The 14,579-nt window shown below is 59.1% G+C and carries 11 protein-coding genes and 1 pseudogene; 5 read left to right on the forward strand and 7 right to left on the reverse strand.

Features of this window, described 5'->3' with window-relative positions; genetic code table 11:
- Positions 1-78 precede the first annotated feature (78 nt).
- Both CPA42_RS05655 and CPA42_RS05660 read right to left on the reverse strand, forming a co-directional pair.
- Entirely contained in the window at positions 79-738 is a 660-nt protein-coding gene (locus CPA42_RS05655) for a potassium channel family protein (RefSeq protein WP_002515588.1), read from the reverse strand.
- 40 nt (positions 739-778) lie between these two features.
- Positions 779-1,456 (reverse strand): potassium channel family protein, encoded by a 678-nt coding sequence (locus tag CPA42_RS05660; RefSeq protein ID WP_002518994.1) that lies wholly within the window; start codon positions 1,454-1,456, stop codon positions 779-781.
- 168 nt (positions 1,457-1,624) lie between these two features.
- Here CPA42_RS05660 and CPA42_RS05665 point away from each other — a divergent pair, with 168 nt between their 5' ends.
- From CPA42_RS05665 to dxs, 5 genes are all read left to right on the forward strand, one after another.
- Positions 1,625-3,649 (forward strand): APC family permease, encoded by a 2,025-nt coding sequence (locus CPA42_RS05665; RefSeq protein WP_002515643.1) that lies wholly within the window; start codon positions 1,625-1,627, stop codon positions 3,647-3,649.
- Between the two features lie 30 nt (positions 3,650-3,679).
- Positions 3,680-4,861, forward strand: a complete 1,182-nt coding sequence (locus CPA42_RS05670) for a class I SAM-dependent RNA methyltransferase (protein WP_002515454.1) — start codon at positions 3,680-3,682, stop codon at positions 4,859-4,861.
- 1 nt (position 4,862) lies between these two features.
- A complete protein-coding gene (locus CPA42_RS13535) occupies positions 4,863-5,114 on the forward strand; it encodes a DUF6767 domain-containing protein (RefSeq protein WP_073842160.1) in 252 nt (83 codons plus the stop codon).
- A 141-nt stretch (positions 5,115-5,255) separates the two neighbouring features.
- Positions 5,256-7,922: an aconitate hydratase AcnA gene (gene acnA / locus CPA42_RS05680; protein WP_002515680.1), complete on the forward strand. Its 2,667-nt coding sequence runs from the start codon at positions 5,256-5,258 to the stop codon at positions 7,920-7,922.
- 330 nt (positions 7,923-8,252) lie between these two features.
- A complete protein-coding gene (gene dxs, locus CPA42_RS05685; RefSeq protein ID WP_024513558.1) occupies positions 8,253-10,127 on the forward strand; it encodes a 1-deoxy-D-xylulose-5-phosphate synthase in 1,875 nt (624 codons plus the stop codon).
- 15 nt (positions 10,128-10,142) lie between these two features.
- On the opposite strand, the pseudogene CPA42_RS05690 reads toward dxs, so the two are convergent.
- The 5 genes and pseudogenes from CPA42_RS05690 to CPA42_RS05710 form a co-directional block, all read right to left on the reverse strand.
- A pseudogene (locus CPA42_RS05690) lies at positions 10,143-11,380 on the reverse strand (ribonuclease D).
- Positions 11,377-11,946, reverse strand: coding sequence for a DUF3000 domain-containing protein (locus CPA42_RS05695; protein WP_002515032.1), 570 nt, complete (start codon positions 11,944-11,946; stop codon positions 11,377-11,379). Before CPA42_RS05695 ends, CPA42_RS05690 begins: the two are co-directional and overlap by 4 nt.
- A 118-nt stretch (positions 11,947-12,064) precedes the next feature.
- Entirely contained in the window at positions 12,065-12,511 is a 447-nt protein-coding gene (gene msrB, locus CPA42_RS05700; protein ID WP_002517829.1) for a peptide-methionine (R)-S-oxide reductase MsrB, read from the reverse strand.
- Positions 12,512-12,701: 190 nt separating this feature from the next.
- A complete protein-coding gene (locus CPA42_RS05705; RefSeq protein WP_002515028.1) occupies positions 12,702-13,475 on the reverse strand; it encodes a sirohydrochlorin chelatase in 774 nt (257 codons plus the stop codon).
- A 263-nt stretch (positions 13,476-13,738) separates the two neighbouring features.
- Positions 13,739-14,407 carry a helix-turn-helix transcriptional regulator gene (locus CPA42_RS05710; protein ID WP_002518989.1) on the reverse strand — a complete coding sequence of 223 codons (669 nt, stop codon included), beginning with the start codon at positions 14,405-14,407 and terminating at the stop codon, positions 13,739-13,741.
- Positions 14,408-14,579 lie beyond the last annotated feature (172 nt).

The raw sequence follows: 14,579 nt of genomic DNA on the forward strand, positions 1-14,579 counted from the left end.
AGTAGCTTCGGCGGGCCTTGCGATTTCCGTTCGCCTCACGGCCTAGTCAACTCCCACTGGGCGTGAGGTTTGTCATGGTTAGCGTGGCGCTAGCAGGTCAACCAGATCGGGCTCGTAATTGGGCGAGATCATAAAGAGCAGCTCATCGCCAGCTTCCAACGCGGCCTCACGCTCGGGCGCTCGGCCTTGCCCATCGCGGATAATGGCGACTAGAACTGCGTCTCCTGGCATCGAGATGTCTCGAATACGATCACCGACTCGGGGTGAATTGTCAGGCAGGGTGAGCTCCACAAGGTTCGCGCGTCCCTTCTGGAAGGTAAACAGGCGCACCAATTCACCGACGGTAACGGCTTCCTCGACTAAAGCAGCCATTAGCCGAGGGGTTGAAACGGCAACATCGACGCCCCACACCTGGTCGAACATCCACTCGTTCCCGGGGTGATTGACACGGGCAACTGTCCTTGGTACCCCAAACTCAGTCTTCGCGAGCAGGGAGTGTACTAGATTGACCTTGTCATCGCCCGTGGCTGAAATAGCGATATCACAGTTGTCAATGCGGGCCTCTTCCAAGGTAGCCAGCTCACATGCGTCCGCGCACAGCCACTCCGCCTCGGGAACGGTGTCGGGCTTCATAGCTTTCGGGTTCTTGTCGATAAGCAGGATTTGGTGTCCATGAGCGGTGAGCTCACGGGCAATGGATCGGCCGACATTGCCGGCTCCAACGATGACGATTCTCACGATTCTCCTTGCCTCGGGTGAACGGCGTTGTCCGTGACGATCAACGTTTGACCGGCGGCTTGGCCAATAGGCCCTCGATTTCGGTGATGCGCTCGACCTCGACTGCGGCATAGACTACGTCGCCATCCTGCAGCAAGGTGGCTCCGTCGGGGACCATGCCTTGACCGAATCTCAATAAAAATGGCAGCGGGGTGTGGATGCGCTCCTGAATAGCGGAGATTTTCATCCCGACCCAGTCGGTATGGGTGTTGACACGGATCAAACGGACCTGGCCGGATGGGTCGCGCCACGCCGGCTCAGATCCCTCCGGCATGAGACTGCGCAACACTTGGTCGGCAGCCCACCGCACGGTAGCTACCGTGGGGATCCCAAGACGCTCATAGACTTCAGCCCGGCCCTGGTCGTAGATGCGGGCGACGACGTTGTCGATGCCGAATTCCTCGCGAACCACTCTGGCAGACAGGACGTTGGAATTGTCGCCACTGGAAACAGCGGCGAATCCATCAGCTTCTCGAATTCCAGCTTTTTCGAGTACAGAACGGTCGAATCCGACGCCTTTGACTGTGCGCCCTTTAAAGTCAGGTCCTAAGCGGCGAAACGAGTTATCGTCAATGTCAATCACTGACACGTCGTGCCCGCGCTTTTCCAAGAGGATGGCTAAGCTTGATCCAACTCGGCCGCACCCCATAATGATGATGTGCACGTGACCCCTCCTCATGGGTGGCACTGGCACCCATCTGTGTCGTAGTTGTCGGTGCTATTGTGCCGCGTTCTGGTCTAGCTGTCTCGTTTGCGGGCGTTTGTCGACCTGACGATGATGAGGTTGCCGGATGGGATGGTGGTGGCGACATGCCGATGATGTCGTACGCAAGTAGAGTGGCCCGCCGTGAAGGTTTTCCAAGCCGTCAAAAGGGTGCTCATCGGGCGCAAACTCGAGAGCAGTGCGCTGGGCGAGACTCTCCTTCCGAAGCGGATCGCGCTGCCCGTGTTCGCCTCCGACGCGCTCTCGAGCGTGGCATACGCTCCCGACGAGATCCTTATTACCTTGTCTTTGGCTGGTACTGCTGGGTTCGCGTTCTCGTGGAAAATTGGTATTGCCGTCGCCTTGGTCATGCTCATCGTGGTAATGAGCTACCGCCAGACAGTGCACGCTTACCCCTCAGGCGGTGGCGATTATGAGGTTGCGACAGCCAACCTGAGTCCACGTTTTGGGCTCGTGGTGGCCAGCGCGCTTCTCGTCGATTATGTGCTGACAGTGGCCGTTTCGGTGTCGTCGGGTGTCCAGAACGCCGAGGCGATGATCCCCGGACTCGCTGGTCATGAAGGTGTTGCAGCGGCCGTCGTTATAGCCATTCTCACCGCCATGAATTTACGAGGCGTGAGGGAATCAGGAACATTCTTTGCTGTCCCCACCTATGCCTTCATGATCTCGGTGATCTGCATGGTGGTGTGGGGCCTCACGAGGATCTTCGTCCTAGGAGACAATCTTCGCGCCCCAACCGCAGATTTCACCGTCGTCGGTGCACCGAAGTACACCGGCTTGGTCGGTGTTGCTTTCGTCGTTCTTATGGCGCGTACTTTCTCGTCAGGCTGTGCCGCATTGACAGGGGTCGAGGCGATCTCCAACGGCGTGCCGTCTTTTCGTGAACCGAAGTCAAAGAACGCCGCCACGACGTTGGCGATGCTTGGCGGGATTGCTGTCTCGATGCTTATGGGCATTCTCGTCTTGGCCAGTGTCACCGGTGTCAAGATGTTCGATGAGACGGGGGAGTCACATCTCGTCGATACGCATGGACACGCTGTTAAAGAGCAAGTGACGGTTGTTGGTCAGTTGGCGCGCACCGTCTTCTATGACTCGTTCAAACCGGGCTTCTACATCATGATCGTCTGTACGATGATCATCTTGTTCTTGGCTGCCAACACCGCCTTCAACGGTTTCCCGGTGCTGGGCTCGATCCTCGCCCGTGACGGCTTCCTGCCGCGTCGTCTCCATGCCCGCGGTGACCGTCTCGCCTACTCCAACGGCATCTTGACCCTTGCCACCGGTGCCATCATTTTAGTGCTGGTCTTTAACGCCTCCGTGACAGCGCTTATCCAGCTTTACGTAGTTGGAGTTTTTATCTCCTTCACGGTGAGCCAGACCGGCATGATGCGCCACTGGACGCGCCTGTTGCGTACCGATACTTCGGCCGGGACCAAGGAACGTCGCCGCTGGCAGCACTCAAGGATCATTAACGGCATTGGCTTGGTCGGGACCGGTATCGTTCTGATCATCATCTTGGCGTCGAAGTTCATTCATGGCGCTTATCTGGCGCTTATTGCGATGGCCGTGGTGTACGTGCTCATGACGTCGATTAAGAAGCATTACGACTCGGTGGCCCGCGAGTTGGAGCTCAATAGCCCGTCTGATCGCGCCTTGCCCTCGCGCGTACATGCGGTGATCATGATTTCTGACCTCAACAAGCCGACGATGAGGGCTATACAGTTCGCGAAGGCTACTGTCCCAACTTTCTTGGAGGCTGTCATCGTCGACGTTGACTCCGACGCTACGGAGCGCCTGCTGGAGCGCTGGGACGAGGAGGACATCGACATCCCCCTCAGGATCATTGCTTCCCCATATCGCGAGATCACCAACCCGTTAATCGATCACATTCGCCGTATCCGCAGCGAAAATCCGCGAGACATGGTCGAGGTCTTTATTCCGGAGTACGTCGTTGGCCACTGGTGGGAACATCTGCTGCACAACCAGACGGCGCTCGTCGCGCGTGCCCGGCTACACTTTATGCCGGGTGTGCTTATCTCCTCAGTTCCTTACCAGTTGCGTAGCTCGGCGATTCTCGAAAAGCGTTGGAAGCGTAACGATCCTCGTTCTTGGCGTGATCCTGGTGCCACCATCACTCCCCGGCGTTGAGATGCCACCGAGGGCCTTAGACTTAGATAAATGCATGAGTCTGTTGGTGCGTCCCAGGGCGATGAATTCGACCTTGGCATGGGCAATATCGCTCACGGTGGTTATTGCGTGGCGCGTCTCGATGGCAGGGTAGTCTTCGTCCGCGGCGCGTTGCCGGGGGAGGAGGTCCGGGTTCGGCTGACCGACATATCGAAGGCTTCGCACTGGTTTGGACAGGCTGTCGACGTCATCTCGGCCGATTCGCATCGCGTTGTTCCGCCATGCCCAGTGGCGGGAGAGTGTGGGGGTTGCGACTTCCAACACGTCGATGTTGAGTTTCAGCGCGAGCTTAAGCGGCGTGTCGTCGCTGAGCAACTCAGTCGCCTCGCTGGGATTAAGTGGGCGGGGACTGTGGAGGCTGTTACCGGTTCCTCCGATGGTCTGGGCTGGCGTACGCGCATGCAGTATCGCAGCCTCAACCAGCGTCCAGCGCTGCGTCGTCATCGTAGTCATGATTTAGTACAAGTTCCCGAAGGCGGTTGCCCGATCGCGCACCCTGCGGGCCGCCCTGCTGCTGAAGCTGCCTGTAATACGGCTGAGCACGCGATTGTCATGGTGACTAGTTGTCTAAGCGAGGATCCGGAAGTGAGCGTCATCGCAGATGGGCAGCTTGTTGCTGGCGGTGAGACAATGACAGCTCGTGTTGGCCAGCGTCGGTGGAAGGTCGGCGCTGGTGGGTTTTGGCAGGTGCATCCGGGGGCTGCTGAAGCCTTGGCGGATGCAGTTATCGGTAGCCTGGAACCCCAGCAGGGTGACGAAGCTCTTGATCTGTATTGCGGTGTTGGACTCTTCGCAGGACTCTTGGCCGATCGTGGAGTTCGAGTCCGTGGTGTTGAGGTATCGCGTCAGGCAGTTGCGTTGGCGCGACGCAATGTGCCGGGCGGCCGTTTCACCGCTGGCCGCGTGGAGCGAGTGCTACCTCGGATGGCGCCTAAAGCGAACATTGTGGTGCTGGATCCGCCACGCAAGGGTGCTGGGAAAACTGTCGTCCAGGCTGTGGCTCGGACTTCGCCTCGGGCGATCGCTCATGTCGCCTGTGACCCGGCCGCCTTGGCTCGCGATCTGCACTTGTTCGACGTCAACGGGTATCTGCCTCGATCAATCCGTGCTTTTGACGTCTTCCCGATGACTCATCACGTCGAAGCCGTGGCGATTCTGGAACCGAAGATCTGAGATGACAGGTCCAGTTCCGAAATGTCCGCTACGTCCCGGGGATCCATGCAGTCTGTGTCAGCTGTACGTGACGGGTCCGCAAGATTGCGGGTTGGTGTACCTCGTTATGGGCGACGATGCTCTGCGAGATGAGCTCGTGAAGTCGAGAAAAGCAGCATGCAGAAAGGCAAACAAGCTACCGGAGGTCAGCCCTCTTGATACGACGGACGATGATGAGTTAGGTACAGATCCCCGACTCGAAGGACTCGACTGAGTATACATTCCCAACTAAGCCTTCCCTTAGTTGGAGGTGGCTTCTCGACAAGGTATCTTGACGTCAAGATACCTTGTTCCGCCACGAGGGCGGGACTCGACGCGAGATGATGAGAACCGCATCGACCAGTCAGGAGTCCACATGAGTGTCAACAGCTTCAACGCGAGGCGAATCCTCGACGTCGACGGCCAGTCTTACGAGATCTACGACATCACCAAGGTTGATGGTTCCGACAACCTTCCGTATAGCCTCAAGGTTCTGCTTGAGAACCTGTTACGCACCGAGGATGGCGCCAACATCACGGCCGAGCAGATCACTGAACTAGGTCATTGGGACGCCGACGCCCAGCCGTCCAAGGAGATCCAGTTCACTCCGGCCCGCGTTATTATGCAGGACTTCACCGGCGTGCCTTGTATCGTCGACTTGGCCACCATGCGCGAGGCTGTTGCCGACCTCGGTGGTGATCCCCGCAAGGTCAACCCACTGTCACCAGCAGAGATGGTCATTGACCACTCCGTCATCGTTGAGCGCTTTGGCACTCCGGAAGCCTTCGAGCAGAACAAGGACATCGAGTACCAGCGCAACCGTGAGCGTTACCAGTTCCTACGTTGGGGCCAGAGCGCGTTCGAGAACTTCCGCGTCGTTCCGCCGGGCACTGGCATCGTTCACCAGGTCAACATCGAACACCTTGCCCGGGTGACCTTCATCCGTGACGACGACGGCACCAAAGTCGCCTACCCAGATACCTGTGTGGGCACCGACTCCCACACCACCATGGTCAACGGGCTAGGCGTCGTTGGCTGGGGTGTTGGCGGCATCGAGGCCGAGGCCGCCATGCTCGGTCAGCCAGTCTCCATGTTGGTTCCGCGCGTCGTTGGCTTCAAGCTCTCCGGTGAGCTGTCCGATGGCGTCACCGCCACCGACCTCGTCTTGACGATCACCCAGATGCTGCGTGAGCATAAGGTCGTCGGTAAATTCGTCGAGTTTTACGGTCCTGGCGTTGCTGCTGTGCCGCTAGCTAACCGCGCTACGTTGGGCAATATGAGCCCCGAATACGGGTCGACTATTGCTGTCTTTCCGATCGACGATGTCACCCTGGACTACCTGCGTCTTACCGGTCGCGACGAGTCCCAGGTCAAGCTCGTCGAGGCCTATGCTAAGGCCCAGGGTATGTGGCACGATCCGCAGCATGAGGCCCGCTATTCCGAATACATAGAGCTCGACCTCTCAACGGTCAAGCCCTCCATCGCTGGCCCGAAGCGCCCGCAGGATCGCATCCTTATCTCTGAGGCCAAGGAATCTTTCGAAAAGACTGTTGGTGACTACACCACCAACCCTGGTGCGGCCGTTCCCGTTACCCTCGCTGACGGTCGCTCCTTCGAGCTACGCAACGGTGCCGTGACGGTCGCCGCTATCACCTCGTGTACCAATACTTCGAACCCGAGCGTCATGATCGCTGCCGGTCTCGTTGCCAAGAAGGCCCACGAGTTGGGCTTGGCTCCGAAGCCGTGGGTCAAGACGTCGCTGGCTCCGGGCTCCCAAGTCGTCACTGACTACTTTGAGCGTGCGGGGCTTTCTGAACATCTTGCTGCGATGGGTTTTGACCTCGTTGGCTATGGCTGCACTACCTGTATTGGCAACACCGGCCCGCTTATTCCTGAAGTCTCGGCTGCCATCAATGAGAACGATCTGGCCGTCACGGCCGTCCTGTCTGGCAACCGCAACTTCGAGGGTCGCATCAGCCCCGACGTCACGATGAACTACCTAGCCAGCCCTCCGCTGGTTGTCATCTACTCGATTGCCGGCACTATGGACATCGACCTCAACAATGACGTTCTCGCCACCACCCCGGATGGTCGTGAGGTTCGTTTGGTTGATCTGTGGCCCTCTACCGAGGAGATTGAGGAGATCGTCGGGTCGTCTATCTCCGCCGAGATGTACTCAGAGCGTTACGCTGACGTCTTCGATGGCGGTCCGCGCTGGAAGGAGCTCGATACCCCCGAGGGTGAGACCTTCGCTTGGGACCCGGCTTCTACTTATGTACGCAAGCTACCGATCTTTGACGGTATGAAGGCTGAGCCGGAGCCGGTTGGTGACATCACTGGCGCTCGCGTGCTGCTCAAGCTGGGTGACTCGGTAACCACTGACCACATTTCCCCGGCGGGCAACATTAAGTCTGATTCTCCGGCCGGCCAGTGGTTGGCCGGCAATGGCGTCGAGTGCCGCGACTTCAACTCCTATGGTTCCCGGCGTGGGAATCACGAGGTCATGATGCGTGGTACCTTCGCTAATATCCGGCTGCGCAATCAGCTTGCCTCAGGAACTGAGGGTGGCTTCACCCGTGATTTCACCAAGGCTGACGGGCCTGTCACGACGGTGTACGACGCCTCGGTGAATTACCGCGAGCAAGGCATCCCGTTGGTCGTCTTGGGTGGTAAGGAGTACGGTTCTGGTTCCTCGCGCGACTGGGCTGCCAAAGGCACCCAGCTGCTCGGTGTCAAGGCGGTTATCGCTGAGAGTTACGAGCGCATCCACCGCTCCAACCTCATCGGAATGGGCGTCCTGCCGCTGCAGTTCCCGGAGGGCCAATCAGCCGCTTCCCTCGGTCTGACTGGCGAGGAAACCTTCGAGATTACCGGTGTTGACAAGATTAACGAGATGATCCCGGAGGCGGTCCACGTCAAGGCCGTCAACGATGAGGTCGTCGAGTTTGACGCGGTCGTGCGCATTGACACCCCTGGAGAACGGCTGTACTACCTCAACGGTGGCATCTTGCAGTATGTGCTGAGGAACATGGCACGTACTTGATGTACTGGGGCGGGAATCGGGTGGTTCCCGCCCCATATTGTGTTCGAGATTGTGTTCGACCCTCAGATATCCTTCAGTAATAAGACCCGCCTCTTGTCCTCAAGGCAGTGCGGGGTTGGCCCTTCCCTCGTGATCGGCCGGCCAGCCCCAGTTTCTGCGGGTAGCGGTGAGGAACTTGGCCCGGCTCACTCTCAGCTATGCGCGGCGGTCTTTGGCCCCATCCGCGCGGGCCCACTCCATCTCTGAGAAGGAGACGAGATAGTGAGCGTGAGGCGAAATGGAGCGCTAAGGAGGCACAGTGTGACAGCGGTAGGTCCTAAGATGCCACGTATGGCTCTTCTCGACGACATCGGCTGTCCCGACGACGTGAGGAAACTCACCACTAAGCAGGCCGAGGATCTCGCCGAGGAAATTCGTGCCTTCCTTATCGACAAAGTATCGCGTACCGGTGGTCACCTCGGGCCGAATCTCGGCGTCGTTGAGTTGACGATCGCCTTGCACCGGGTGTTCGACTCACCCCACGACCCCATCATCTTTGACACCGGTCACCAGAGCTACGTCCATAAGATCCTTACCGGGCGCGCGAACGGTTTTGAGAAGCTGCGCCAGCGTGGGGGACTTTCCGGGTATCCCAGTCGCGCGGAATCTGTCCATGATTGGGTGGAAAACTCCCACGCTTCGGCCTCGTTGTCTTGGGCCGAGGGCATGGCCAAGGGATTTCTTTCTCAGGGCGAGGATCGCACCGTCGTCGCCGTCATTGGTGACGGAGCGTTGACGGGTGGAATGGCATGGGAGGCGCTGAACTCCATCGCCGACCAGCAGGGCCTTCGTCTAGTCATTGTCGTTAACGACAATGGCCGTTCCTACACCCCGACAGTGGGGGGTTTGGCGAACCAACTTGCCATTATCCGCACTGATCCTCACTACGAGGAAGCTCTCGACCGGATGAAGCGGCATGTCACCGACAAGCCACTCGGCAAGCAGGTTTTCGGTCTCATGCATGCCGCTAAGGCCGGTGTTAAAGACGCCCTCATCGGCAATGGGATTTTCTCCGATTTGGGTATCAAGTACCTCGGCCCGGTTGATGGCCACGATGTCCTCTCTGTCGAACGAGCCCTCGAGCTTGCTAAGCGCTATGGGCATCCCGTCATCGTCCATGTCATGACGACCAAGGGCAAGGGATTTGCTGCTGCTGAGGCTAATGAGGAGGATCATTTTCACGCTGTCGGAAGGATTGACCCAGTCACTGGTGCATCTCTTAAGGCTTCCGGTGGTGCTTCGTGGACCCAGGCTTTTGCTGGCGCCATGGTTGAGTTGGGGGAGAGGCGCCCCGATATTGTCGGGGTGACCGCCGCCATGCTTCACCCCGTCGGTCTCGCACCGTTCGCAGCCCGACACCCGGATCGGGTTCTCGATGTCGGTATCGCCGAGCAGCATGCGGTGACATCTGCTGCTGGCATGGCCGCCGCAGGGTTACACCCCGTTGTGGCTCTCTACTCGACCTTCCTTAATCGTGCTTTTGACCAGCTCCTTATGGATGCCGGGTTGCACCATGCGGGTGTGACTATCGTGCTGGATCGGGCTGGTATCACAGGTACTGACGGCGCATCTCACAACGGTATGTGGGATATGGCTATGTGCGGGATTGTTCCTGGTCTGATGCTGTCGGCCCCACGTGACCGTCAGCACCTCGTGTCCGTGCTCAATGAAGCCGTCGACATTGACGACCGTCCTACAGTCATCCGGTATTCCAAGGACCCCATACCTGACGACATCCGCATTGTGACCTCCCATGACGGTCTCGACGTGTTGTGTGATGGTCCTGAGGATGGGATTCTTCTCGTCGCCCACGGTCAGCTTTGTGCAGAGGCTCTCGCTGCAGTAGATCAACTCGACTCCCCGGTTCGCGTCGTCAGCCCCAGGTGGTCTCTCCCCGTGTGTGGCGGGCTTATTGAGGAAGCTGCAAGAGCTCGCGCAGTCGTTAGTGTTGAAGACGGGCTAGTCGTTTCCGGGCTCGGATCTCATTTGGCTGATGCGTTGTCGCAGCAGGGTATGTGGCGACCGATACGTAGCCTCGGCATTCCGCAGCGCTACCTCGATCACGACTCGCGTTCGGCAATCATGGCTGAGCTTGGTTTAGATTCTCGAGGTATCGCTGATGCCGTCAGCCAACTGGTTGCCCAACTTGATGGTGAGTACTCGTGAAGGGGATGCCGGGATTCACAGCGTGGCCATAACCGCGCTTAGCGGCCCCGAGAGAATCTCCCGTTGCCACGGCCGTGCGCCGAGCCCCTCCAGGAAAACGTCAACCCCCTCGACTGAACAATCCTCAGGCGGTTGCCATGCAAAATGCCTCAGCCATGTTGGGGTGCAGAGGTTTTCGGGTGGGACGTCATGGTCGGCGGCCACGTCGTTGACGGCTGGTCTTACGGCTGCCCACCGTGCGGCTTCCTCCGGATGATGGCGCTCCCACGACCGGGGGTGGGGGATGCCTGAGGATGGCTCCCGCAACGGCGGATACTTCGTCGGTGACACGCTTCGTGCGTGGTTGATGGCCTCGGCCCAGGTTGGCGGTACTTTTTCGCCCGTCCTCGATGAAATCCCCTGATGGCAAGAACTGTTTCGACGTCAACGTTGCCAGTGCGGTCGCAGTGACGAGCCGCGGCGACCAAGGCTTCGTCACGGAGCAGACGTCCGGGCATAATATCGAGGTCATGGGCGAGGTTCTCTCGTGCTAGCCACAGATCGTGCGCTAATTGCAGTCCAGCCCGACTGTGAATATCACCGATATGGCTAAGCTTGCGCCAGCGCTTCGGATCGATTCCTGGTTCCTCGCTCGGCAAGTCCGCTGCTACCTCGACAAGATGGGCAAATTCCTGACGAGCCCATTCTTCTTTTCCAGCTTCATGAAGATCGCTAAGGATCTTTTCCCTGAGGTCGTTGAGGAGTTCGACGTCAAGGGCCGCGTACACCTGCCAATCGCGGGGGAGGGGTCGACGCGACCAATCAGAGGCGGAGTGCTCCTTAAGTAGGGTCACTCCGCAGTAACGCTCGACCATCGGGCCCAGGCTGACCCTCGGCAGGTTGAGAAGACGACCTGCCAGTTCAGTGTCGAAGAGGTCATCAGGACGCAGGCCGTCCATGGCAAGGCAGGGCATGTCCTGCGTGGCGGCGTGAAGAATCCACTGGGTTCCAGCCAGCGCCTTGGCGAGAGGCTTGAGGCCGACGGCTCCACCGAGAGCGAGGGGATCGACGAGGTGTGTGCCCGATCCGTCTCGGCGTAGCTGGATGAGGCAAGCCCGGGGGCTATAGCGAAACCCGTGGGCTCGTTCAGTGTCGATCGCAATCGGACCATGCCCGTTACTGAGGGCCCGACAGGTGTGCGTGAGACTGTCGGGAGTGTTGACGACCGGCGGCACTCCCTCGCGAGGTTCAGCAAGGATAGGGAGGTCGCTCACGCGAATTCGGCCCGTCGGGGAGAGATGGCGGCAATGTCGTCGGGAATGGGAGAGACCCCGCAGGAGAGCAGGCAGAGGTCACTCCATGATCCCAAATGGGAATCGACGTCTTCGGCGGTTGAGAAAGTTGGTGTCCACGAGGCACGCAGCTCGATGTGGTTGGACTCAGGGTCTGCAGCGAGCTGTCCGAAGGGCCGGCTCACAACTGAGGTGACGGTACCGGCTTCGGCATGGTAGACGGCGTGGTGAGATTCCAAAGAATCCGTAAGCCATGACCACGCGACGCGGCCCACTAGTGGGTCAGAAGCCATTGACGGATCAACATCGGCTCGGATCATGGCGACGAAACGGCTGGTGCCTTGCCAGGCTTCAGAACCGGAAGGATCGTGCAACAGGATGAGACGCCCGCTGCCGAGTTCGTCTTCCCTGATCGCGACCGAACCTTCAATTGCTACCGAGAACGGCGAGATGCGGGTAGGAGCGGGGATCTCATGGACCTCGAGCTTGTCAGACCACGAATAGCCGAGGATCCGGGAACGCAACTCGTCAAAAACCACGGGATACATCTGCCGAATCACCCTTTCAGGCTATGGGGGCTGACACCTGCGACGCCCTCTCGACGCGCCGCGTGCTGCGGATCTATGCGGTTGAGGTTGAGGGTTTCGGTCTGCAACCGCGGTACCATCACGTGGTCTCGTCGGTTGGTACCAGGTCCAAACAGATGGAGTTAATGCAATACCTCAAGTCAGTGGGGGTGTCGAAACCTTCGCCTGCAAACACGTGGCCGAGGTGGGAATCACACTGGGCACACCTCACTTCGGTGCGTGGGCGACCAGGAAGAGACTCATCGTTGAGGTACCGCACCCGGTCCTCAGCCAGCGGCGCATAGAAAGATGGCCAACCACAGCTGGAGTGAAACTTCTGGGTAGAGCGGAACAACTCGGCTCCACATGCACGGCAGCGATACACGCCCTCGGTGGTGGTATCGGTGTATTCGCCGACAAAGGGAGCCTCGGTCCCCGCTTCGCGCAACACGTAGTATTCCTCGTCGCTTAGACGCTCGTGCCACTGTTCAGGGGTGAGCACGAGGTGAGGCTGTAGGTCGTATGTCGCGGTGTGTTCGTGGTCCATATTCCCTCCGATGGCATGTGCCGCGTGTTCCGTGTTCAGTGAAACGGCGAGGGACTTGTCGGCATTCCTGAGTTACCGGATTGCGGCGAGACCGGGAAGTAGTAATCGAGAAAGGATGAGACTCATGACCGACGGCCTTCCCCAGCTGTCCGACGTGCTACGGCGCTTGGGCCAGGAGCTCACCAGGCGGTCAGTTGGAGTGGAGCTCAGGTGGGTGGGGTGGGCTGTCGGTGGGTTGTGGGACCAGCCCCATTGCTGCCGAGCAGTAGCGTTCGAAGGCGAGTGAGGCAAGTACTGGGTCGTCTCCCAACGGCGCGGCAACAACCTCGGCGCCGGCGTGCAAAGCCCGGCGAGTATGAATGCGGAAATTCTCGTCGTCGCAAATCCACAGGCTTCCCACTGCGATATGACGGCGCCCTTCCTGTCGCAGGCGGGCGACGACCTCCTCGACCGCAGTAGCCCCACCACGATTGGTGGCGATGCGGACCGGAAGGTGATGATGCTGGGACCACAGCCGGGTCAGCTTGGACAGCATTGCCGCGCCACGTAAATCGCCGCCATCAGGGGAAGACAATACGAGTGAGTCCAGCTCCTGGGCATGGACGCGATGAGCTGCCAGACGCAATCGCGCATCGACGAGGTTGAGCAGCACCGGTGCTGGTCCGGTGGGGCGGGCCACCTTGATGGCAAGGTCCGGGTGGCTGCGATGCAATTCTGCGGCGTGTTGGACAACTTGTGGGGGATTGGAGTGCAGGTGGGTGGCATTGACGGGCACCAGGACCAGTTCACGCCAGGAAAGCTTGATCCGAGGTGCCTTGTACTGCCCGGCAGCTGGGACGAAGCTCACCGTAGACTCGATGTGGGGATGGAGGTGTGACATCCGCTGGCGTAACCTCTGGCCGATGAGATTGGCGGAGGTTTCGGATAAGGCCGGGAGGACGAGATCGAGTACTGGCGCTGCCATCGGACTGCTCCCTTCCTTCCGGTCCTTGAGGGTGACAAATCCTCCATTTTGCATTCAGCCTATCGAAGTGACGCTTTCAATTTGCCTGAAGTATCGCTGTGAACCGGTGTGCACGTCTTCGACGGCTGTTGAGGACGGATGGGAGGATCTCCAGTTGCCACGCTGGTCGGGTCGGGGGTGACAAATGATAGATCGCCTTGTTGCTGATCAATGTGGGCGACGTCAGGTTTGAACCTGCGACCTCTGTCGTCTACCTCGGCTCGTCAGGCGGATTTACCGCTGTCGTCGGTATCAGCGTCACCGCGTTCCTCAAGCTCGTTGAGGTAATTATAGACGGTGAACCGCGAGACCTTCAGTCTGTTCGCAGTCGCCTCGATGCTGTCTTTGAGCAGAAAGAAGCCGCGACGGCGCAGTTCGTCGACTACGCGGAGCTTGTGATCTTTACGCATGAGGCTGACCGGCACGCCAACCTGATCAATTGCTTCGCGCATCAACCCGGTTGCTACCTGTTTGATGTCACGTGGTGGGTCTTGGTGGTGGGGAATCTGGGGGGCCGGGGTCTCCCCAGGCCAAGGCCCGCCGTGCAGGATCGCGGCGGTCATGTCATGGACTCCCTGCCAGACAGAGACATCGGTGTTTGTGCATAAGGCGGCGAACGGGCCGTCAGCGTCCTCGATGAGGATGGTGGAAGAGCGCAGGGCCCGCCCTTCGGGGGACGTGCTTTCGTAACCGATCCGGGTCTGCATAGTTCCTTCGCGCCATGCGCGCAGTAGCGCTTCGGTTGCGGGGTCGCCGATGTTACGACTGGTGAGGTGACCAGAGATGGCCACGATGCTGTTGGGCATTTTCGACAGGTCGTGCAGTACGACTTCGCTGCTGCCGATGAGGGATCGTTTGAGAGGATCGACGAGACCGGCTAGTGCGGTGATCATCGCTTCCCGAGAAGCTCTTGACATGTGATTCATAGGGTCTCCGAGGTGAGGATGGGCAGCCGGGGATGTGGCGCGGTGGTACTCGGATGCGTGATCAAGTTCAACAAACCGTTGACACGTATGATGCGAGGTGAGAGGATTGCAAAATCCGTTGAGGGAATCAACGGAAATT

This window comes from Cutibacterium acnes, from assembly GCF_003030305.1.
In the GTDB taxonomy this organism is placed as follows: Bacteria; Actinomycetota; Actinomycetes; order Propionibacteriales; family Propionibacteriaceae; genus Cutibacterium; species Cutibacterium acnes.

Excerpts from the sequence above, each read along its gene's own strand:
- dxs (WP_024513558.1), top strand. The coding sequence starts at position 8,253 with ATGGCTCTTCTCGACGACATCGGCTGTCCCGACGACGTGAGGAAACTC.
- CPA42_RS05710 (WP_002518989.1), bottom strand. The coding sequence starts at position 14,407 with ATGATCACCGCACTAGCCGGTCTCGTCGATCCTCTCAAACGATCCCTC.
- CPA42_RS13535 (WP_073842160.1), top strand. The coding sequence starts at position 4,863 with ATGACAGGTCCAGTTCCGAAATGTCCGCTACGTCCCGGGGATCCATGC.
- CPA42_RS05705 (WP_002515028.1), bottom strand. The coding sequence starts at position 13,475 with ATGGCAGCGCCAGTACTCGATCTCGTCCTCCCGGCCTTATCCGAAACC.
- CPA42_RS05670 (WP_002515454.1), top strand. The coding sequence starts at position 3,680 with ATGCATGAGTCTGTTGGTGCGTCCCAGGGCGATGAATTCGACCTTGGC.
- acnA (WP_002515680.1), top strand. The coding sequence starts at position 5,256 with ATGAGTGTCAACAGCTTCAACGCGAGGCGAATCCTCGACGTCGACGGC.
- msrB (WP_002517829.1), bottom strand. The coding sequence starts at position 12,511 with ATGGACCACGAACACACCGCGACATACGACCTACAGCCTCACCTCGTG.
- CPA42_RS05695 (WP_002515032.1), bottom strand. The coding sequence starts at position 11,946 with ATGTATCCCGTGGTTTTTGACGAGTTGCGTTCCCGGATCCTCGGCTAT.
- CPA42_RS05660 (WP_002518994.1), bottom strand. The coding sequence starts at position 1,456 with ATGAGGAGGGGTCACGTGCACATCATCATTATGGGGTGCGGCCGAGTT.